The 20,906-nt window shown below is 70.1% G+C and carries 21 protein-coding genes; 14 read left to right on the forward strand and 7 right to left on the reverse strand.

The genetic code is table 11. The features are described 5' to 3' along the window. The first annotated feature begins 74 nt into the window (after positions 1–74). Positions 75–1,442 carry an MFS transporter gene (locus LWF15_RS16620; protein ID WP_232811737.1) on the forward strand — a complete coding sequence of 456 codons (1,368 nt, stop codon included), beginning with the start codon at positions 75–77 and terminating at the stop codon, positions 1,440–1,442. A 13-nt stretch (positions 1,443–1,455) separates the two neighbouring features. Here LWF15_RS16620 and LWF15_RS16625 read toward each other — a convergent pair whose 3' ends face one another. Then, positions 1,456–2,016, reverse strand: a complete 561-nt coding sequence (locus tag LWF15_RS16625) for a dihydrofolate reductase family protein (RefSeq protein WP_232811738.1) — start codon at positions 2,014–2,016, stop codon at positions 1,456–1,458. Between the two features lie 77 nt (positions 2,017–2,093). Between LWF15_RS16625 and mftG the strand changes: the two genes are divergently transcribed. Then, a complete protein-coding gene (mftG, locus tag LWF15_RS16630) occupies positions 2,094–3,623 on the forward strand; it encodes a mycofactocin dehydrogenase MftG (RefSeq protein WP_232811739.1) in 1,530 nt (509 codons plus the stop codon). 5 nt (positions 3,624–3,628) lie between these two features. Here mftG and LWF15_RS16635 read toward each other — a convergent pair whose 3' ends face one another. Further along, positions 3,629–4,240: a dihydrofolate reductase family protein gene (locus LWF15_RS16635; protein ID WP_232811740.1), complete on the reverse strand. Its 612-nt coding sequence runs from the start codon at positions 4,238–4,240 to the stop codon at positions 3,629–3,631. Between the two features lie 322 nt (positions 4,241–4,562). Between LWF15_RS16635 and LWF15_RS16640 the strand changes: the two genes are divergently transcribed. Next, on the forward strand, positions 4,563–4,865 hold the full coding sequence (locus LWF15_RS16640) for a hypothetical protein (RefSeq protein ID WP_232811741.1): 303 nt from the start codon (positions 4,563–4,565) through the stop codon (positions 4,863–4,865). A gap of 153 nt (positions 4,866–5,018) precedes the next feature. Here the strand turns inward: LWF15_RS16640 and LWF15_RS16645 are convergent, their stop codons facing one another. Together LWF15_RS16645 and LWF15_RS16650 are read right to left on the reverse strand one after the other, a co-directional pair. Continuing rightward, positions 5,019–5,378 (reverse strand): hypothetical protein, encoded by a 360-nt coding sequence (locus tag LWF15_RS16645; protein WP_232811742.1) that lies wholly within the window; start codon positions 5,376–5,378, stop codon positions 5,019–5,021. Then, a complete protein-coding gene (locus LWF15_RS16650; protein ID WP_232811743.1) occupies positions 5,375–5,662 on the reverse strand; it encodes a hypothetical protein in 288 nt (95 codons plus the stop codon). The genes LWF15_RS16645 and LWF15_RS16650 overlap by 4 nt, the downstream gene beginning before the upstream one ends. Before the next feature lie 310 nt (positions 5,663–5,972). Between LWF15_RS16650 and LWF15_RS16655 the strand changes: the two genes are divergently transcribed. The 6 genes from LWF15_RS16655 to LWF15_RS16680 all read left to right on the forward strand — a co-directional run bounded on the left by LWF15_RS16655 (position 5,973) and on the right by LWF15_RS16680 (position 10,022). Further along, positions 5,973–6,812, forward strand: a complete 840-nt coding sequence (locus LWF15_RS16655) for a helix-turn-helix domain-containing protein (RefSeq protein ID WP_232811744.1) — start codon at positions 5,973–5,975, stop codon at positions 6,810–6,812. Further along, entirely contained in the window at positions 6,809–7,021 is a 213-nt protein-coding gene (locus LWF15_RS16660) for a DUF397 domain-containing protein (RefSeq protein ID WP_232811745.1), read from the forward strand. The genes LWF15_RS16655 and LWF15_RS16660 overlap by 4 nt, the downstream gene beginning before the upstream one ends. A gap of 360 nt (positions 7,022–7,381) precedes the next feature. Next, the gene (locus tag LWF15_RS16665) at positions 7,382–7,729 is read left to right on the forward strand and encodes an MmcQ/YjbR family DNA-binding protein (RefSeq protein ID WP_232811746.1); all 348 of its coding nucleotides are present in this window, start codon (positions 7,382–7,384) and stop codon (positions 7,727–7,729) included. A 168-nt stretch (positions 7,730–7,897) separates the two neighbouring features. Then, positions 7,898–8,290, forward strand: coding sequence for a hypothetical protein (locus LWF15_RS16670; RefSeq protein WP_232811747.1), 393 nt, complete (start codon positions 7,898–7,900; stop codon positions 8,288–8,290). Beyond that, the gene (locus LWF15_RS16675; RefSeq protein WP_232811748.1) at positions 8,287–9,471 is read left to right on the forward strand and encodes a hypothetical protein; all 1,185 of its coding nucleotides are present in this window, start codon (positions 8,287–8,289) and stop codon (positions 9,469–9,471) included. Before LWF15_RS16670 ends, LWF15_RS16675 begins: the two co-directional genes overlap by 4 nt. Then, the gene (locus LWF15_RS16680; RefSeq protein ID WP_232811749.1) at positions 9,468–10,022 is read left to right on the forward strand and encodes a hypothetical protein; all 555 of its coding nucleotides are present in this window, start codon (positions 9,468–9,470) and stop codon (positions 10,020–10,022) included. Before LWF15_RS16675 ends, LWF15_RS16680 begins: the two co-directional genes overlap by 4 nt. Here the strand turns inward: LWF15_RS16680 and LWF15_RS16685 are convergent. Together LWF15_RS16685 and cls are read right to left on the reverse strand one after the other, a co-directional pair. Next, a complete protein-coding gene (locus LWF15_RS16685; RefSeq protein ID WP_232811750.1) occupies positions 10,002–11,156 on the reverse strand; it encodes a GGDEF domain-containing protein in 1,155 nt (384 codons plus the stop codon). The genes LWF15_RS16680 and LWF15_RS16685 overlap by 21 nt on opposite strands. Before the next feature lie 152 nt (positions 11,157–11,308). Continuing rightward, positions 11,309–12,760: a cardiolipin synthase gene (gene cls / locus LWF15_RS16690; RefSeq protein ID WP_232811751.1), complete on the reverse strand. Its 1,452-nt coding sequence runs from the start codon at positions 12,758–12,760 to the stop codon at positions 11,309–11,311. A gap of 231 nt (positions 12,761–12,991) precedes the next feature. Here cls and phoU point away from each other — a divergent pair, with 231 nt between their 5' ends. Further along, positions 12,992–13,705 (forward strand): phosphate signaling complex protein PhoU, encoded by a 714-nt coding sequence (gene phoU, locus LWF15_RS16695; protein ID WP_232811752.1) that lies wholly within the window; start codon positions 12,992–12,994, stop codon positions 13,703–13,705. 3 nt (positions 13,706–13,708) lie between these two features. Here phoU and manD read toward each other — a convergent pair whose 3' ends face one another. Beyond that, positions 13,709–14,938: a D-mannonate dehydratase ManD gene (gene manD, locus LWF15_RS16700; protein WP_232811753.1), complete on the reverse strand. Its 1,230-nt coding sequence runs from the start codon at positions 14,936–14,938 to the stop codon at positions 13,709–13,711. A 218-nt stretch (positions 14,939–15,156) separates the two neighbouring features. On the opposite strand from manD, the gene LWF15_RS16705 reads away from it, so the two are divergent. From LWF15_RS16705 to LWF15_RS16720, 4 genes are all read left to right on the forward strand, one after another. Next, the gene (locus LWF15_RS16705) at positions 15,157–16,182 is read left to right on the forward strand and encodes an NAD-dependent epimerase/dehydratase family protein (protein ID WP_232811754.1); all 1,026 of its coding nucleotides are present in this window, start codon (positions 15,157–15,159) and stop codon (positions 16,180–16,182) included. Between the two features lie 128 nt (positions 16,183–16,310). Further along, positions 16,311–17,495, forward strand: coding sequence for a zinc-dependent alcohol dehydrogenase (locus LWF15_RS16710; protein WP_269810302.1), 1,185 nt, complete (start codon positions 16,311–16,313; stop codon positions 17,493–17,495). A gap of 47 nt (positions 17,496–17,542) precedes the next feature. Next, entirely contained in the window at positions 17,543–19,654 is a 2,112-nt protein-coding gene (locus LWF15_RS16715; RefSeq protein ID WP_269810303.1) for a catalase, read from the forward strand. A gap of 38 nt (positions 19,655–19,692) precedes the next feature. After that, a complete protein-coding gene (locus tag LWF15_RS16720) occupies positions 19,693–20,877 on the forward strand; it encodes a cytochrome P450 (protein WP_232811755.1) in 1,185 nt (394 codons plus the stop codon). The last annotated feature ends 29 nt before the right edge of the window (positions 20,878–20,906 follow it).

Consider the following 20,906-nt stretch of genomic DNA (forward strand, 5'->3'; position numbering starts at 1 on the left):
GTCCGGGTGATCCCTGCGGCGCGCAGCCGCCCGCACCGACCACAGGCTTGCCCACGCACACTGAGGACACCCCCGTGTTTATCGCCGCTGCGATCTTCTTTGCCCTGAACGGCCTCACCTTCGGAAGCTGGGCCGCCCGCGTCCCGGACGTCGCCCGCAACCTCGCCCTGACCCCGAGCACGCTGGGCGCCGCCCTCTTCTGCATGTCGCTCGGGGCGCTGGCCAGCATGCAGCCCACCGGCCACCTGTGCGCCCGGCTGGGCTCGAAACACGTCGGCATCGTGGCGGTGGCCACCTTCGCGGTGGTCCTCCCCCTGCCCGCACTTGCCGGTAACCTGACCGAACTGTGCCTTGCGCTCTTCTTTTTCGGGATGGCCAGCGGCGCCGCCAACGTCGCCGCGAACAGCCTGGGCGTCGAGGTGGAGGCCCGGGCGAAACGACCGGTGATGTCCTCGCTGCACGCCGTCTTCAGCCTGGGCGGTCTGGCCGGCTCCGCCGCCGGCGGCCTGCTGGCCGGGATTACCCCCGCCACACTTCATCTTTCAAGTATCACCGGGCTGAGCCTGGTGGTGTGCGCCTGGCTGGCCGGGGTGATCGACAAGGTGGTCGAGCCACCGCGCGAACGACCGGTCCACCGCCACCGAGGCCGTCACGCCCATGCCGGCGAAGCCGTTGCCCGCCCGCTCATCTCGGTGAATCTGCTGCCCCCGGACGCGATCCGGGTGCTGCCCGGCCGGTTCACCTCACGCCTGCGGGTGATCGTGGCCCTGGGAGCGATCGCCGCCTGTTCGTCGTTGGCCGAGGGCGCGCTCGGCGACTGGGGCGCCCTGCACCTGCGCGAGAACCTCGAGGCGCATCCCGGCATCGCCGCCGTCGGCTACGCCCTGTTCAGCCTGGCCATGGCCACCGGCCGGATCGCCGGGCCCCGCCTGATCACCCGCCTCGGCGACACCCGGGTTTTGCTGGGCGGCACCCTGCTGGCCGCGGCCGGTGCCCTCGCCACCGCGCTGGGCCCCTCGCTGCCGGTCGCCCTGACCGGTTTCCTGCTGGTCGGCCTCGGCCTGGCCAACGTCTTCCCGCTCGCCATCGGCCGGGCCGGGCTGCTCAACGGGGCCAGGGGCGTGGGCCTGGCCTCGACCGTCGCCTACCTCGGCCCGCTCGCCGGCCCACCGGTGATCGGCCTGGTCGCCGACCAGGTGGGTCTGCGCACCGCCCTGACCGGGGTGAGCCTGATGGTGCTGGTGGCCACCGGTCTGGCCCTCGCCGTGGCCGACCAGGTGCCCTCGGCGATCAGCGTCGCCGCTGCCCTGCGCGCCCGCTGCGCCCGGGCCCGCGCCGCCCTGGCCGGTCAGGGCGCCGAACTGGCCGGTCTGCGCACCCGCCTGAGCAACACCGCGCACACCATGGGCGCGGTCTCCCGCGAGGCGACCGAATCGGCCTGACCCGGTCGAGTCGTCACCGGGTGTGGTACCGCGCGTAGAGCAGGCCGGAGGCGAAGCGTCGCTGGTCGACCAGGTCCAGTTCGAGCCGCACCCCGTCGGGGAAGAACCGCTTGCCCCCGCCCACCGCGGTGGTGGTGATGAACAGGTGGTACTCGTCGACCAGGCCGGCCCGGACGGCCTGGCCGGCGAGGTTCGGCCCGTCGACGGTGAGGTCGTGGGGCGAGTCGGCCTTCAGTTGGCGCACGGCCTCCGGGTCGAAGCTGCGCTCGATCCGGGTGCGGGCACTGGAGACCGACGTGAGCGTGGTGGAGTAGACCACCTTCTCGGCGGCCTGCCAGTCGCGGGCGTACTGCTCGTGCTGGGGCTCCAGACCGGGCTTCTCGAGGGCGGTTTCCCAGAAGACCATGGTCTCGTAGATCCGCCGGCCGTACAGGTAGGTGCCGACCGGGCGGAACAGGTCGTTGACGAACGTGTGCACCTCCGCGTCCTCGGCCACCCCGGACCCGAGGTCGCCCTCCGCGGCCTCGGTGTAGCCGTCGAGCGAGGTGATCATCGAGTAGATCAGCTTGGCCACGGGTCTCCTCCTGGGTCGTCTGCTCATGTGACCCCCGGGCCGGCCGGAACTCATCGCCGACCGGTTACCGTGGACGGGTGCGCGGGTACGACGTGGTGGTGGTGGGCGCGGGTGCGTCCGGAGCGCCGCTGGCCGCCCGGCTCAGCGAGGATCCGGGGTGCCGGGTGCTGCTGCTCGAGGCCGGCCCGGCCGGCCCGGCCTTCCCGGCCGAGCTCCTGGACGCCTCCCAGCTCGCAGCGGCCATGCCCGGGCACCCGAGCAACTGGGCCTTCCTGGCCCGGCTGACCGCGGAACGCAGCTACCAGGTGGCCCGGGGCCGGATCCTCGGCGGGTCCACCACGATCAACGGCACCTACTTCGTCCGGGCCCGCAAGGCCGACTTCGACGCCTGGGCGGCGGCGGGCAACCGCGAGTGGACATACGCGAAGTGCCTGCCCTACTACCGCCGGCTCGAGCACGACCACGACTTCGCAGACGACCGGGAACTGCACGGCCACGAGGGGCCGATGCCGGTGCGCCGGGCCCGGCAGGACCAGCACCCTCTCACCCACGCCTTCACCGAGGCCTGCGCCGAACTCGGGTTCCGCTTCGAGGCAGACAAGAATGCCCAGGGTGCAGGCGGTTACGGTCCCCTACCGGTGAACTCCCAGAACGGGGTGCGGATCAACACCGGCGCCGCGTACATCAACCCGGCCCGTCAGCGCGCGAACCTGACCGTGCGCGGTGACACCTCGGCCCGCCGCATTGTGTTCTCCGGCACGCGGGCGACCGGCGTCGAGGTCGAGACCCGGGGCCGGACAGAGGTGATCCCCACCCAGCAGGTCGTGCTCAGCGCCGGGGCCGTCAAGACTCCTCACCTGCTGGCCCTTTCCGGGGTCGGACCGGCGCCGGAGCTGAAGGCGGCCGGGATCGATCTGGTGCACCACTCCCCCGGCGTGGGCAAGAACTTCTCCGACCACCCGAATCTTTCCCTGCTCTGGAACCCGACCCCCTACCCGACGTTCCCCGACCAGCGCGAGCTGTTCCAGAGCGTCCTCAATTTCGGCTCTTCCCCCGAGGGCGACCTCGAGATCCTGCCCATGCTGCGCCCTCTCGACGAGGCGCTCGGCCTGCCCTCCGGCCGCCCCGGCCGGTCTTTCACAGTCGCCCTGCAGCAGGCCCACTCACGCGGCACCGTCACCACCACCTCGGCCGACCCGCACGTGCAACCGGCCATCGACTACAACTATCTGAGCATCGAGGCCGATCGGAGCCGCCTGCGCGAGGTGGTGCGTGTGGCGGCCGCTCTCCTGCACACCCGGGCCTTCGCCGAGCATTTCGGCGGCCTGGCCGAGATGGACCCGTCGATCCTGGCCGACGACACATTGCTGAACTCCTGGATCCGCGCCCACCTGGGCACGGCGATCCATGCCTGCGGGAGTTGTGCGATGGGGCCGCAGAGCGATCCGGATGCAGTGGTGGACCAGTACGGACGGGTGCACGGCCTGCGCGGGGTCTGGGTGGCGGACACCTCGATCCTGCCCACCACCCCCACACGCGGACCGGCCGCGACCGCGGTGCTGATCGGCGAACGGGTCGCCGACTTCGTCCGGGCCCTACCGGGCTGAGGGCCTCACTCGTGGGCGAAGGACCCGGTGGTGACCGGCCCGGCGGGCTGGTAGTAGGCCACGATCACGCCGCTCGAAGAGGTCTGGCTGTGCGTGAGCCGGAACGCGGAGGGCAGGGCGCCGTCACCGAAAAGCCGCTTGCCGCGGCCCAGCACGACCGGGAAGATCTTGAGCCGGAACTCGTCGACCAGACCGGCCCGCAGCAGAGTCTGCAGCAGGTCGCTGCTGCCGTGCACCTGCAGCCCGGGCCCCTCGGTCTGCTTCAGCGCCGCGACGGCCTCGGCCACGTCGCCCTCCAGCTGGACCGACTTCTCCCAGCGGAAGGTCTGCGGGCTGCGTGAGGCCACGTACTTCACCGCGGCGTTGATGCCCTCGCCGCCCTCTTCGGGCGTGGCCTGCGGCCAGTGTGCGGCGAAGATGTCGTAGGTGCGGCGGCCCAGGAGCAGGTCGAACGGCTCGGACATCTCCTGGTCCATGGTCCGGCCGAGCATCTCGTCGAAGTAGTCGAACGACCAGCCGCCGTGCGGGAAGCCGCCGTCCTGGTCCTCGTCCGGGCCGCCGGGGGCCTGCATCACGCCGTCCAGGCTCAGGAACGTCATCACGGTGAGCTTGCGCATCGTCGGGTCCTCTCATCTGCTGCACTGGATCTTCAGCAGTAGGACCCGGGTGCCCGGCGGTTCTCATCGGTGCACCGGAAATGTCAGGTGGAGGTGGGCGCGCGCCACGCCCACCTCCACCCGGTCCAGAATTCGCCGTGATCGTGCACAGAGCTCCCGGCGGCCGGCTCACCCCGCAGCGCCCGGAGACCGCCGGAAGCCTTGTCCACGATCAGGCCGGGTGGGTCACGGGTCCGCGCACCTGAGGGAGGGATGCGCGCGGGGGGATGGTCCGCATGCGACTCAAGTGGCGAAGCCCGTGACTCACCGTAATGATTTTGTGATGGACAAGGACATCGCCCCGGACGAGTCCGGCACCTATCACCTGGCTCGTTACCTGCTACCCGGAGACGATCCCTCGCTCGTTCTGCGCCAGGTCGCGCGCGAGGCCCGCGACGCCGGTGGCGGCACGATCGAACTGCCTCCGGGCGAGTACTCGCTGCCCGACCCCACCGTGCTGGGGGATGTCGACCTCCGGGGAGGTCTCGGTCGCACGGTCGTGGTCTTCGACGAGCCACTTCGCGAACCCTTGCCCGAACCGGCCGATGCCGGCGATCACCTCCGTCTCGTGCACTCGTCCATGTGACCTTCCAGGAACTCCCCGGCCGGGACCCCGTGACCGGCCGGGAAGTTTCTGCAGGGTCACTGATTCCTGTCGTTGTGCCGAAACCCAGGCGGCGGCACCCTCGACCGCCGCCTCAGCCCCCGTGAAACCCCCTGCTGCGCCCGCCGGAACGGCCTAGTCGAGCCTCCGGCTCGACACGAGCTCCGGATCCCCTTCCCGACGGTCGGCCAGTCCCCCGGTGTTGAGCCACCCGGACACCCACGCCCGCAACAGTTCCGAGGCCGGGCACCGGCGCAGCCGCCCACAGGTGTGGCAGCGGCCCTGCCCGTCCACCGGATGGGCGTCCAGCACGAAGGTCAGCGCCTCCACGGTGTGCCGCATCCGCCGCCGGGCCACCGCCCGCACCTGGTCGCCCTCCGAGCGCACCTGACCGGCCGGGCCCACGAGAGTGCGCTCCAGCTCGGACAGTTCGGTGCGCAACTGGGCCATCAGCTCGGCCGCGGAGGATCCTTCCTGCCTCGGGATCACGCTCATCTCATGATCACCGATCGGAGCGTCTCGACCGCCTGCTCGTCCACGAAGTACGCCGCCTCCTCGTCGATGGTCAGCCCCAGCCGACCGTCATGGTCGTAGAGCACGATGTCGTCCTGGATCAGCCGCCGGCCCTCAGGACGCCACAGCCAGTCCGCCAGCGGTCCCCGGTGCAGCACCGCCAGGGTGCGGTCACCGGCCCAGAAGATGACCAGGTCGTCCATGATCGCCGCGGTGATGGCGACCCCGGTGTTGTAACCCCGCCCGTTGACCAGGGGTAGTTCCACCCGCCCGGTCCGGAGCGTCGAAATGATCCCGGAGCAGGGCCAGATCGCCCCGCACGCCTCACATATCCCACCGTCATCACGGTGGAGAGCGACGGCCGGCTCGACCCGAAGCGTAGGGCGGCGGCGTCGAGGCACTGCCACATGGCGACTGCGCGTATCGGACATGTCACCCAAGGTGGCGAACAGGGCATGTTCTGTGCAACCCTGCATCTCACAGGCCACTGAATGCAGGGTTTTGAATGCAGGCAATGCAATGCAGAGGCCACGGGGATGGGTTTAAAGACAGGCTGACCACGAGGGGATGCGCGGTATGGCCACCGAAGCGGGGAAGCACGAACGACCACCTTCTCTGGCTCAGAGAAGGGTGGGACAGCGGTTAAAAGGGTGGCGCGAACGGGCGCGCAAGACCCAGGAAGACGCTGCTGCTGCACTCTTGGTGCACCACACGAAGATCTATCGGATCGAATCCGGGAGAACCCTGGCGAAACCGGGAGACATCAGGGAACTGTCCCGGATCTACAGCATTCCTGAGACCCAGACCGAAGAGCTGATTCATCTGAGTCGCAGTGCCCTCAAACCGGGCATTGTGGACAGTTATCGAGATGTGGTTTCGGGAGATCTCGGACTTCTCGCCGACCTGGAGGCGGCGTGCAGCAAAATGCGCGCCTGGGACGGCGATCTGGTTCACGGACTTCTCCAGACCCCGGCCTATGCATTGGCTATTCTTGCCACCCTGCGGGACCAGAGTGACGAGGTTCGGCGGAAGAGACTCAATTTCCGGTTAGAGCGTCAGCGCGTGCTAATGTCCAACGATCCTGCCTGCGACATCAGGATTGTCCTCGGGGAGGCTGCCCTCCGCTACGTCGTCGGTTCGGACGACGTGATGCGGGATCAGATCGACCACCTCGTGGACCTGAGCAACGAGATCGACATTCGAATCCGCCCGTTCTCCGCCGGACCTCATCCATGGATCGCGGGCGGCGTGTTCACCATGCTGGACTTTCCCGACCCGGCGGATCCCGCCGTCGTCTACACGGAGAGCCACTTGGACTCGCGCTACATGGAGACAGCGCGCGAACTGGCCGAGTACAGGAAGATTTTCGGCGAACTGTACGGCACTTCCATCCCAGTGAAGGAGTTCGTGAGATGAGCACCACCCCCGAACCGACCCAGTGGATCAAGTCGGAACTCTCCAGCGCCAACGGCTCGTGCGTCGAAATGCGGCAGCACGCGGCCGCAGTCGAGGTGCGGGACACCAAGCAGCACGGCCAGGGCCCGACCCTGCGCCTGGCCCCGGCCGGGTTCGCCTCCTGGATCGCCGGCGCCAAGTCGGGTGAACTGGACCACCTGACCCACTGATCACTCAGTGGTACCAGGCGGAACAGATCGAGACCGCCGACGGAACGCCGAAACTGTTTCATCGCTCAGAAGTCAGCTCCGGGTCGAGGAGCTGAATCCCGGTGTGTGCTGGGAGTCGTTGCCGTAACCGGGAAGTAGCCCGCCGTAGGCGCGCGCTCCCAGCACACGCTCAGGTGCCCGGCCGTGTTCACCGGCCGGGCACTTCGCCGTTTCACGGCCTTCTCCGTCCCATCCGGCTCTACTCACCCGTCAGTACCGGAGGCGGAGTACGCTGGCCCGCGAAGGGCGGGCGGTGACCCGTCCGGCAAGTCCGTCAAGCTCCGGAACCATCTGGATCCACCTCCTCGAGAGGGAACGACCATGGACGAGATCGAGGTTCGCGCGATCGCGCTCGGCCTGCCCGAGACCCGCGAGCAGCCGCACTTCGCCATGACGTCATTCCGCGTGCGCGGCAGCATCTTCGCCACGATGCCCGCGGAACGCGACAGCCTGCACGTGTTCGTCCCGGAAGAGGACGTGCACGACGCCGTGGCCGAGCACCCGGACAGCTGTGAAGAGCTGTGGTGGGGGCAGAAACTCGACGGCGTCCGGGTGAAGCTGGCCGGCAGCGAGCCCGCCGTGGTCGGCGAACTGCTGGTCACGGCCTGGCGGCAGAAGGCGCCGAAGAAGCTGGTGGCCGAGTGGGAGAGCCAGAACGCCAGCGCCTGAGGCGATCCCCGGTGCGTGGTTGCGAATGATTTGCCCCGGTGGCTACTTACCGGTCAGTGTGCTGAATCCCGTTCGGACGTCGGCCGTTTGCGGCGCGGCTTCCCCCGGCTGGTGCTCCTCGGCCTAGACTTCACTCCTGAGGCGCCTGCATACGGGGGTTGTGACGCCATGTCTGAGCTCGAGATGTCCGAGGTCGACGAGAGTCGTACGTGGGTCTTCGCGCGGGGCAGCATGTCCGCGCAGGAGATCCAGGGGGTCGTCGACGAGGTGCTGGCCGAGGCGCTGTCCGCGCCCGGGGCCGAGAGTACGGCCTCCGGGCAGGAGGTCCTCGACCTCACCGCCCTCGAGGAGCGCGCGCTCGACCTGCGGCGCACCATGCAGGTGCGGCCCAGCGGCCAGGGCAACGTGCCGGACGCCACCCAGATCGTCATCGAGATCGGCCAGGGCCTGGCGGTCAAGTTCGCCTGGGACCTGTGGACCACCCGGATCTGGCCCCGGCTCACCCGGAAGGCCGCCGACGCGATCGGCCCGCGCCGGGGTGCCCAGCACCGCCGGCAGTGACGGCGTTCCCGGCGCACCGGCTGCGGCCGCGGCCGCCGGAGGGGGGTGAGCCCGACTGGGTGGCCGAGAGCATCCGGGCCCGGGGCACGGTCCTGATGCTGTGGCACGAGAGCCTGGGCGAACTGACCGAACTGCGCGGGAACGACCCGGAGTCGCGGGCCCTGCTGCACACCCTGCAGTTCGGCGCCCGGCCCCCGCGCGCCCGGACCGGCTCACCCACCGGCCTGCTGGTCCGCCTGGGTGAGGCGCTGAGCCGGCAGATCGACCTGATCGTCGAGTACGGCCGGCTCGACCCGGACGGCGCCGACTTCTACCGCTCGCTGCAGCGCGACCTGGCCGGTCTCGACCGGCACGCGCTCGAGGACCCGGTCGGCCTGCTGCTGGAACGGGTCTGTGCGCAGGTGCACGAGTTCTACGAGCAGGTGCTCGGAGCCCCGCTCGGCCCGCGGTGGCCGGGGGTCACCTGGCAGGTGGCCCCCACCCGGCTGCATCCGTACGAGGCGGGCGACGTCGCCCTCGACCCGTACACCGCGGCCGCCTTCGTGGTGCTCGGCGAGCAGGAGGCCTCGATCAGCATCTGCGTGCACGAGCAGCATTTCGGGCCCGAGGCCTACCTCTCGCTGCCGGCGATCCTCACCCATGAGGTGTTCGCGCACGTCCCCGCCCGGCCCCGCCAGAACCACGACCCGAGCGTGTTCACCGAGGGATTCATGGACTGGGCGGCCCTGGTCTTCTTCGAGGCGAGCTGTCAGCACCTGCTGCGCGGGGCCCAGAACCTGGTTCTGCAGCACGGCCGGCGGCTCAGCGATCTGCAGAAAGGTCACCCGAAGTTCCAGCGACTCGGTCAGACTGGCGAGGGCGACGTCCTGGTGCCGGCCCGGCGTACCGGGCACCAGTACGCCGAGGACGTGGTCACCTGGTGGGCGCTGCGCAATCCGGACCTCGACATCGACGGGATCCGGCTGTGCCTGGCCGGTCTGGCGGCCCGGCTCAACGTGCACGACGGGGGTCTGAGCATGAACGACAAGGACGAGTTCGTCACCGCCCTCTCCCCCCGCCGGCCGGCCATGGAACGGGCGCTGAAGCAGTACCTCACCGATCCGACCATCGCGCTGGAACCACTGCTGCGGGCCGCCGGAGTCGGCCCGGGCAGCAGTTCTCGCGACAGGGGGAATGCATGAGACCGACTCAGCACCACAAGGAACTCGGCCTGGTCGGCGGACCGCCGGCCGCCGACGAGCCGGAGGCCGCACCGGCCCGGCGCCCGCGGGGCAGCCGTCGGGGGCGCCTCGCCGACCCGGGTCTGGAGGTGCACTTCGACCCGCGGCTGGAACTGGCCGAGCAACTGCTCTACCGCAGTGTCTGCGGCGACGGTCAGCCTCCGGGGCTGCTGCGCCAGGTGCGCAACCTGCTGGAAGACGCGCGGGCCGACCAGGTGCTCGAGGTCCGGGCCGGTGACGGGATCCCGGAGCAGCGGGCCGGCTCATCCGGCTCAGCGCCCCGGCGGGCCCTGCCCGCCCTGATCGACCTGGACGAGCTGCTGCTCTCGCTCACCCAGGACGAGTCCACCTCCCGGGCCCGGCGGATCATGGAGGCCCGGCGGCTCCTGCACCGGGTGGACGAGGAGGCCGCCGACAACCGCTGGCCCGGCGAACCCCGGCGGCGCCTGCTGCAGCAGATCATCAACGCCCTGGCCCAGCCGCACCCGGCCTCAGGGGCGCCCGGCGACTGAGGCCAGACCCGGCTCCGGAAGCCGGATCTCGCGGCGCCGGCGTTTCTGGCGGTACATCGCCCGGTCGGCGTCACGCATCAGCGGGCCCAGGCCGGAAGGGGTGTCGGTGTAGGCCAGGCCCACGCTGACGCCCACCCGTACGACGACCTCGACGTCGTCCCGGGCACCGTCCTGGTCACCGAGGCGGAACGGCTCGTCCAGCGACTCCTGCACCGCCCGGGCCCACTGGGCCGCGGCGGCGGGCGAGGGCACCCCGGGCACGACGGCCACGAACTCGTCGCCGCCCATCCGGGCCAGCGCCGCCCCGTCGCCGAGCGCCTGGGCGAACCGGACGGCCGCGCCGGCCAGCAGCTCGTCGCCCACCGCGTGACCGTGCGAGTCGTTGATCGCCTTGAACCCGTCGAGGTCGAGGAACAGCAGGGCCACCCCGGCCCCGGGCCGTGCCTGGGCCCCGGCCGCCGACAACTGCGGCTCCAGGCCCCGGCGGCTGAGCAGCCCGGTCAGCGCGTCGTGGGTGGCGGCGTAGTGCAGTTCGGCGTGCCGCAGTCGCTGTTCCTGGGCCAGGGCGAGGCGGGGGGAGGCCGAGTGGCGGGCGTTGACCCCCCCGCGCACCGCCACCACGCCGCCCACCGCCAGCATCACCACGGCCAGGTGGTCGGAGGCGACCGGGGCGATCAGGCTGCCGATCCAGCCCTGGTGCACGGCGAACTGGGTGGCGCCGGCGCCGCCGAACATCAGCGCCAGGCCGACCAGTGCGGTCCGGGTGGAGGAGTCCCGCTGGGCGGTCTCCATCGCCAGGGCCCCGATCACCACCGGGTAGATGCTCGGCAGCTCGGTGGTGGTCAGCGCGAACCACACGGCGACGGCGATCAGCACCAGGTTGACCGAGTGCCCGCCGCCTCCGAGCCGGCGTGCCAGCCGGTCCTGCACCGGGGCGGTGTAGAGGACGAAGCAGGTGCCCCAGGCCAGCAGCACCGTCGGCAGCGACCCGTGGCCCAGGTCCAGCCGCCACAGCACCAGCCAGGTGGCGGCGGTCACGGCGAGCTCCGCCGCCACCACGAGGGCGGCCGCCGGCAGGCTCCGGGCTGACGCCGGCGCGGGGGCCGGGCGCAGGATCGGCTGGTTGAGCGGCATGGGCCTTTCCAGGGCTGGGTGTTAACTCCTAAGTATCGGCGCAGTCACCCAGCGTCCCGGGCGTAATCACCCAATTGGCCCAACCCAAACGGCCGGAACGGACAGAACTTGTGGCCCGTGTCACTGATCGTGGGGTGGACGTACCGGGCGGCCTACATCAGGGCCGCGGTCAGCCGGCACACGTTGTCCAGGTACCGCCGGCGCCACGGCTCGCGCAGCCACTCCTCCAGAGTCAGCTCGCGCGAGACCGAGCGGTAGAGCTCGTCGTTGGCCTGCAGGCGCTTGACCAGGTCACCGCCGTAGCCCAGCAGCATCACCTCGTAGGTGAGCGCGAACGAGCGGAAGTCCATGTTGGACGAGCCGATCACCGCCACCTCGTCGTCCACCGTCAGGTACTTGGCGTGCAGCACGGCCGGCGCCGGGTAGAGGTGGATGTGCACCCCGGCCTCCAGCAGCGCCCGGTAGTAGGAGCGCTGGGCGTGCCCGACCAGGAACTGGTCGGCCTGCTCACCCACGAACAGCTCCACCCGCACCCCGCGGTAGGCGGCGGTGGTGATGGCCGCCAGCAGCGACTCGTCGGGCACGAAGTACGGGCTGGTGATCGCCACCCGCTCGGCCGCCAGGTGGATCAGGCTGACGAACAGCCGCAGGTTGGGCTCGGTCGGGAAACCCGGGCCGGAGGGCACGATCTGCATCGCGCTCTCGGCGTTCTCCTCCCCGAGCAGCACCGGGCGCCGGGGTTCGACGATGTGGCCGGTCTCGATGTACCAGTCGGTGGCGAACACCGCCTCGACCGCCAGCACCACGTCGCCGCGCACCTCCAGCGACAGGTCGCGCCAGGCCCGGCCGATCTGGCGGTTGTGGTCGCTGCCGTAGTGCGGGGCGATCAGGTTGTGCGAGCCGACGAACGCCACCTCACCGTCGACGACCAGCAGCTTGCGGTGATTGCGCAGGTCCGGGCGGCGCCAGCGGCGCTGCAGCGGGTTGATCGGCATCATCAGGTGCCAGTCGATCCCGGCGGCGGTCAGCCGCTGCCGGAACTCCTTCCAGTGCGGGTACCTTCGCGAACCGAGGTGGTCCAGCAGCAGGCGCACCGGTACACCCCGCCCGACCGCCCGGGCCAGGGCGCCGAAGAAACGGTCGGTCTCCTCGTCCCAGCTCATGATGTAGAACTCGACGTTCACGTAGTGCTGGGCCCGGTCCACCGCCTCGGCCATCGCGGTGAAGGTGGCGCGCGGGTCGTCGTGCAACGCCTCGGGCCGGCCCTCGACGCAGGGCAGACCGGTGAGAACCCGGTTCTGGTGCAGCAGACCGGCCAGGGCCGGTGAGGGCGGCACGCCGGGCGGGTGCAGCGGGAGGTGCGCGGTGCGCTCGGCCAGGATGTGGTTGGCCTGGGCCTGGATCTTGTAGCGGCGGCCGCTCACGTACGGGCTGCCGATCAGCCAGTACAGCGGGAAGCCGACCAGCGGCAGGAAGAGGATCAGCAGGAGCCAGGCCGACGACGACGCCGGACGGCGGTTCTCCGGCACGGTCCCGACGGCGACGAACTTGATCGCGTACTCGCCCACCAGGAACGCCGTGGTCACCACCTGTTCCCATGCCATGAGGGCAGAGCGTAGGCCCCGGACCGGTCGTGAACTCGCGGTGGCCAGGAGATTCACGGTCGGCGACGGTCGATTCCGCCTGCCGATCGATGATTATCGTTTCGCCATGATCTGCGACAATGAGCCGATGGCAGCTCGGATGGTTGCGATCATCATGACCTGCCCGGAGCGGGTCATGGGTCGAAACGCCGGCCAAGGCGACCTGACCGCACACCCGGGGAGCCCTGGAACATGACCGGCGAACGCAACACCATCGAGACCGACCTGCGACGTGTCGACGAACTGCTCCTGCAGTTGTGCGAGCACGCCGACCTGGCCATGCGCCGCGCCACCGAGGCCCTCACCCGCTGCGACGTGGCCGTGGCCCAGCAGGCGATCGACGCCGACCAGGAGATCACCGCCCTGCACCTGGAACTGGAGCACCGGCTGCTGTACTCGATGGCCCGGCGCAACCCGGTCGCCACCGACCTGCGCCGGATGCTGGCCGCCCTGCGGGTGGGGGCCGACCTGGAGCGGATGGCCGCCCTGGCCCGGCACGTGGCCAAGCTGGCCCGGCGCCGCTACCCCCGGTGCGTGGCCCCCGGCACCTCGCACGAGCAGGTGGTCGCGATGGGCCGGGTGGCCGCCCAGGGCATCGGCCTGACCCACACCCTGCTGGTCGACCGGGACGTCTCGGTGGTCGACGAGATCATCGCGGTGGACGACGAGATGGACCGGCTGCACCGCGCCCTGCTGGCCATGCTGGTCGCCCCCGAGTGGGAGAGCACGCACGGGATCGAGTCGGCCGTCGACCTGACCCTGCTGAACCGGTTCTACGAGCGGTACGGCGACCACACCGTCACGATCGCCCACCAGGTGCACTTCATCGTGACCGGGGTCCACCGGGAACCCCGGCCCCGGGTGGTCATCCGCTCCCGGGGCCCGGCCCTGTCCCTGCCCAGCTGACTCCTACCAGTCGTGCACCGTGCCGTCGGCCAGCCGGTTGAACGGCAGATAGGCGCGCTGGTACTCGTGTTTCGCCGCCTCGGCCAGGTTGAGCTCCACCCCCAGGCCGGGCTGCTGCCCCGGGTGCAGCAGCCCGTCGGTGAACGTGAACGACTGCTCGAACACCTCGTTCGTGCGCGCGCCGTGCTGCATGTACTCCTGGATCCCGAAGTTGTGGATCGCCAGGCCCAGATGCATCTGCGCCGCCAGCCCGACCGGTGAGATGTCGGTCGGGCCGTGCATACCCGACTTGATCTGGTACTGGCTCGCGTAGTCGAGCACCTTCTTCAGGTGCGTGATCCCCCCGGTGTGGGTGACCGCGCTGCGCACGTAGTCGATCAGCTGCTCCCGGATGATCAGCTGGTAGTCCCACACCGAGTTGAAGATCTCCCCGATCGCCAGCGGCGTGGTGGTGTGCTGACGCACCAGCCGCAGCGCCTCCTGGTTCTCGGCCGGGGTCACGTCCTCCAGCCAGAACAGGTCGTACGGCTCCAGCGACTTGCCCAGCTTGGCCGCCTGGATCGGGGTGAGCCGGTGGTGCGAGTCGTGCAGCAGCGGCAGTTCCGGCCCGAACTCGTTGCGCACCGCCTCGAACACCGTGGGCACGTGCCGCAGGTAGCTGCGGGTGTCCCAGTCCTCCTCGGCCGGCAGGTCACCACGCTGGGCCGGTTCGTGGTCGTAACGACCACCGTCGTAGGTGGCGTTCGAGGCGATGCCGTAGATCGACTTCAGGCCCGGCACCCCGGTCTGCACCCGGATCGCCTTGTAACCCTGCTCCTGGTGGGCGCGAATGCTGTCGAACAGCTCCGGCAGCTCCTTGCCCGAGGCGTGCCCGTAGGCCAGCAACCCGTTACGCGAGGCCCCACCCAGCAACTGGTACAACGGCATCCCGGCCGCCTTGGCCTTGATGTCCCACAACGCGGTGTCCACCGCGGCGATCGCCGCCATCGTCACCGGGCCCCGCCGCCAGTACGCACTGCGGTACAGGAACTGCCAGGTGTCCTCGATCCGCGAGGCATCGCGCCCGATCAGCAGCGGCACCACGTGTTCCTCGAGGTAGGCGACCACGGCCAGTTCCCGGCCGTTCAGGGTGCCGTCGCCCAGACCCACCACCCCGTCGGCGGTCTCCAGCCGGAGGGTGACGAAATTGCGGTCGGGACTCGTGACGACGACATCGGCCTTGACCAGTTGCACGGTTCTCCTTCGGATCACGCTTCATCGAGTGCGTGACACAGACGCTAGGCAGGACCGGCGGATCTTGACAAGGGCTTCCGGGTCGGACGCCCCCCTACCCGGAAGGGGCGACGAGGTGCAGGTTCTCGATAGCCGTCCGAGGGCCACCTCGAGCGGCGGGGCGGCCGCATCCCAGGCAACGTCGCCCCTGACCGCCGGAGAACAACCGAAGGATGAGCATGCGGATCGTCATCACCGGGGCGAGCGGCAACCTGGGCTCGGCCCTGCTGCGGGAACTGACCGGCCACGACCACGAGATCATCGGTGTCTCGCGCCGCGCCCCGGCCGAGCCACCCGCGGGCGTGCAGTGGCAGCCTCTCGACCTGTCCGACCCGGCCGCCCGCGAGAACCTGGTGCAGACCTTCCTCGGCGCCGACGCGGTGGTGCACCTGGCCTGGAAGATCCAGCCCGGTCACGACGAGGCCACCCAGCGCCTGACCAACGTGATCGGCGCCGACCACGTGCTCACCGCCGCGGCCACCGCCCAGGTGCCCCATCTCGTCGTGGTCTCCTCGGTGGGGGCCTACTCGGCCGGGCCCAAAGACCGCGAGGTCGGCGAGGAGTGGCCCACCGAAGGTGTGCCCAGCTCGGTGTACGGCCGGCACAAGGCCGCCGTCGAGCGGCTGATGGACCAGTTCGAGCGGGACCATCCGGACACCAGGCTCACCCGGGTGCGCCCGGCCCTGGTGTTCCAGGCCGCGGCCGCCGGTGAGATCGCCCGGATCTTCCTGGGCCCGCTGGTACCGACCGGGCTGGTGCGCCGGGTGCGCCCGCCGGTGGTGCCACTGCCCGGAGAACTGGTGATCCAGGCGGTGCACGCCGACGACGTGGCCACTGCGGTGCACACGCTGCTGCGCACCCGGGCCGGCGGCGCCTTCAACGTGGCCGCCGAACCGGTGCTGCATCCCGCCGACCTGGCCCACGCCCTGGGGGGACGACGCACCGGACTGCCCCTGGCCGTCCTCCGCGGGCTCGCCGACCTGACCTGGAGGCTGCGACTGCAGCCGACCGAGCCGGGCTGGATCGACCTGGCCGCCGGCGTACCGGTCATGTCCACGGCGAAACTGCGGGAACTCGGATGGCGACCGCGGTACACGGCCGTGGAAGCACTGGACGAACTGCTGCTGGCCCTGCGCGGACGAAAGGGTGATTCCCGTTTCCCACCACTGGGTTCACGGCGCACGGACAAGTCGGCGAACTACTGAGAACGGCTTCGACTGGCATACGGATCGGTATCTGGCAGAGTCGCAGGCGAGTGCCCCACCGGCCGGATTCGGCCGGTCCGTGGAGAACACCGCGGATCCGACTTGTACCAGTGTGATCGGAGCCTGCGTTGAAAGCTGTGACCTGGCAGGGTAAAGAAGACATTCGCGTCGAGACCGTCCCCGACCCGGTGATCCAGGACCCGACCGACGTGATCGTGAAGATCACCTCGACCGGCCTGTGCGGTTCGGACCTGCACCTGTACAACCCGCTCGGGCCCTTCCTCGACCCGGGCGACATCCTCGGCCACGAGCCGATGGGCGTGGTGGCCGAGGTCGGCCCGCAGGTGACGAAACTGAAGCCGGGCGACCGCGTGGTGGTCCCGTTCAACATCTCCTGCGGCACCTGTTACATGTGCGGCCAGGGTCTGCAGTCCCAGTGCGAGACCACCCAGAACCGTGAACAGGGCATGGGTGCCTCGCTTTTCGGGTACACCAAGCTCTACGGCCAGGTGCCCGGCGGCCAGGCCGAGTACCTGCGGGTGCCGTTCGGCGACACGCTGCCGATCAAGGTGCCCGACGAGGGCCCGGACACGCGCTGGCTGTTCCTGTCCGACGTGCTGCCCACCGCCTGGCAGGCCGTGCAGTACGCGAACGTCCCCCAGGGCGGCTCGCTGGTGGTCCTGGGCCTGGGGCCGATCGGTGACATGGCCACCCGGGTGGCCATGCACCAGGGCGCCGGCCAGGTGATCGGCGTGGACCTCGAGCCGGACCGGCTGGCCCGCAGCGCGGCCCGCGGGGTGCAGACCATCGACCTGCGCCAGCACGAGAACGACGTCACCGAGGTGATCCGCGAGCTCACCAACGGCCGCGGCCCGGACTCGGTGGTCGACGCGGTCGGCATGGAGGCGCACGGCTCGCCCGGCGCCGGGGTGGCCCACAAGGCCGTCGGCTTCCTGCCCAGCCCGATCGCCCGCAAGCTGATGCAGACCGCCGGGATCGACAAGCTGCACGCCCTGCACCTGGCCATCGACCTGGTACGCCGCGGCGGCACGGTCTCGCTCAGCGGGGTCTACGGCGGCGAGGCCGACCCGCTGCCGATGATGACCATGTTCGACAAGCAGATCCAGCTGCGCATGGGTCAGGCCAACGTCTGGCGCTGGGTGCCCGAGATCCTGCCCGTGCTGCAGGCCGGCGACCCGTTCGGGGTCGAGGGTTTCGCCACCCACACGCTGCCGCTGGCCGAGGCCCCCAGTGCCTACGCGCAGTTCCAGAAGAAGCAGGACGGCATGGTCAAGGTCGTCTTCCAGCCCTGAGAGATCCCAGAGAACAACGAATCTCTTCAACCAGCACAGGAGATCGCATGCCCACTCGACGCAAGCCCGACCAGAGCGCACCCGAGGCGGTCTCGCCGACCGGGGCCGGCACCGGCGAGCGCGAGGACACGGTCGACCCCCGGGCCCAGTCGGGTGACCACCTCACCACCGCCCAGGGGCTGCGACTGCCCGACACCGACCATTCGCTGAAGGCCGGCGAGCGCGGCCCGACGCTGATGGAGGACTTCCACTTCCGCGAGAAGATCACGCACTTCGACCACGAGCGGATCCCGGAACGGGTGGTCCACGCCCGCGGGGCGGCCGCGCACGGCGTGTTCGTCTCCTACGGCACCGGCGCGAGCGTGACCAAGGCCCGGTTCCTGGCCGAGAAGGGCCACGAGACGCCGGTGTTCGTGCGGTTCTCCACCGTCCTGGGCTCGCGCGGCTCGGCCGACACGGTGCGCGACACCCGGGGTTTCGCCACCAAGTTCTACACCGACGAGGGCAACTTCGACCTGGTCGGCAACAACATGCCGGTGTTCTTCATCCAGGACGGGATCAAGTTCCCGGACATCATCCACGCCGGCAAACCGCACCCGGACCGGGAGATCCCGCAGGCCCAGTCGGCCCACGACACGTTCTGGGACTTCGTCTCCCTGCACACCGAGGCCACCCACCACACCTTCTGGAACATGAGCGACCGGGGCATCCCGCGTTCCTACCGCACCATGGAGGGTTTCGGCGTCCACACCTTCCGGCTGGTCGACCGCAAGGGCAACACCCACCTGGTCAAGTTCCACTGGAAGCCGGTGGCCGGCGTCCACTCGCTGGTGTGGGAAGAGGCGCAGATCGCCGCGGGGGTCGACCCCGACTTCCACCGCCGCGACCTGGCCGACGCGATCGAGGCCGGTGCCTTCCCCGAGTGGGAGCTGGGCGTGCAGGTGATGCCGGACGACGGCACCGAGACCTTCGAGGGCATCGACCTGCTCGACCCGACCAAGATCGTGCCCGAGGAACTGGTCCCGGTGCAGAAGCTCGGCCGGCTCACCCTGAACCGGAACCCGACCAACTACTTCGCCGAGACCGAGCAGGTCGCCTTCCACACCGGCAACCTGGTGCCGGGCATCGAGGTCACCAACGACCCGCTGATGCAGGCCCGGATGTTCTCGTACCTGGACACCCAGCTCACCCGGCTGGGCGGGCCGAACTTCAGCCAGCTGCCGATCAACCGCCCGCACGTCCCGGTCAACGACATGCTGCGCGACGGCATGCACCAGACCGCGATCCACACCGGGGTGGCGCCCTACCGGCCGAACAGCCTCGACGGCGGGCTGCCGGAGGTCGACCCGGAGCAGGGCTACGTGCAGACCCCGCGCCGGATCGAGGGCAACGCGGTGCGGGCGAACCCGGTCTCGTTCGACGACCACTTCACCCAGGCGGCGATGTTCTACCGCAGCCTGACCACGCTGGAGCAGCAGCACATCGTCGAGGCCTTCACGTTCGAGCTGGGCAAGTGCTACGAGCAGTCGGTGAAGGAGCGCGAACTGCTGGTCCTGGCCCGGGTCGACGGCGGACTGTGTGAGCAGGTGGCCGAGGGGCTGGGCCTGCCCGTGCCGAAGGGCGTCGAGGCGGTCGGCGAGGTCGTCCTTTCCCCCGCCCTGTCGCAGGTGGTCGCCGTTCCCGGGCCGATCGCCGGCCGCAAGATCGGCGTGATCGCCGACTCGGACTCCGACATCGCCGGTATCCGCTCGCTGCGTAAGGCGCTGCTCAAGCAGGAGGCCGAGCTGCTGGTGATTGCCCCGCACGGCGGGTTCATCGGCAAGGGCCGGAACAAGGAGGTGGTGCAGCGCACCGTGCTCACCGCCCGCTCGATCGAGTTCGACGCCGTGGTGGTGGCCGGCGGCACCGGGCACGAGCCGGACATCAAGACGGTGATCCTGCTGCAGGAGATGTACCGGCACGCCAAGGCGGTCGGGGCCTGGGGCGACGCCGTCGAGGTGCTCACCGGTTCCGGCATCCCGGCTGACGGCCCGGGCGTGCTGCAGGCCTCCTCGGCCGACAAGGCCTTCACCACCGAACTGATCGCCACCCTCGGCCTGCACCGGGTCTGGGAGCGCACCGCCGCGGTGATGGCCGACGAGGTGGCACCCGTTCGATGAGGGTCCGGTGAGGGTTCGATGAAGGGTCAGTAGGAACAATGGACGCTCTCCCGCGCCTTCTGCGCGACGGTTACCTCTGGCGCCCGGGTCGGGGCCGGCTGGCCGGCCTACGCTTCACCGGGGTCAGGGGTACCGACGGGCTGCAGTTCTTCTACGACGAGAAGAACATCCGCCGCGCCGGCGCCGTCCCCGAGCCGATCCTTTCCACGTTGTTCGGCCACGGCGCTGTGCACACGCTCGACGGAGACGCCCACCGGCACCGCAAGGCGATGTTCACCGGGCTGCTCATGCCGCCGGAGGCGGTGGCCGGGCTGACGGTCGCGGTGATGAAGGCGTGGGAGGCCGAGCGTCCACGGTGGGCCCGGGCCGAGGAGGTCGTGATCTTCGACGCCTCGGCCCGGGTCCTCACCCGGGCCGTCACCGGGTGGGCCGGGCTGGACGTGCCCCACAGCGAGATCGACGGTCTCCGAGACGATCTGGTCTCTTTGGTGGACGGGTTCGGTTCGGCCGGCCGGCGGCACTGGCGGGCGCGGGCGGCCCGCTACCGCCGGGAGAAGTGGCTGGCCAACGTCGTGAGTGACGTTCGTAGCGGCGCCCTCGAAGCGCCGGAGGGATCTGCCCTGCAGATCATCTCGGAACACCGCGACGCCGACGGCAATTTTCTGCCCGAGCGCACCGCCGCGGTGGAACTGCTCAACGTGCTGCGCCCGACCGTGGCGATCTGCTGGTTCGTCACCTACGCGGCCCACGCCCTGCACTTCTGGCCGCAGCACCGAGAACGCCTCGCCTCTGGTGACACCGCCTTCGCCACCGCGTTCAGCCACGAGGTGCGCCGCTACTACCCCTTCGCCCCGTTCGTCGGAGGCCGGGCCGCCACCGACACCGAGTGGCGAGGCGCCCCGATCCGGCGGGGTACAACCGTGCTTCCCGACCTCTACGGGCAGAACCACGACGAGGAGCTCTGGCCGCAGCCTCAGGATTTCCGGCCTGAGCGCTTCCTCGAGAACCCACCCGGAGCCTGGGATCTCGTACCGCAGGGTGCGGGTTCCCCGGAGACCGGTCACCGCTGCCCTGGGGAGCGCATCGTCGTGGGCGTGCTGGAGGCGCTGGCCATGCGGCTGGCGGCCAGCACCTACGACGTGCCTGCCCAGGATCTCGGCATCCGGTCGAACCGGCTGCCGGCCAGGGTGAGCAGCGGGTTCGCCGTCCATAATTTTTCTTGAAAGACGCTGTTGGGAAAGGGATTTCTTTG

Origin of the sequence: Kineosporia rhizophila (genome assembly GCF_021277265.1) — a bacterium.
Taxonomy (GTDB): domain Bacteria; phylum Actinomycetota; class Actinomycetes; order Actinomycetales; family Kineosporiaceae; genus Kineosporia; species Kineosporia rhizophila.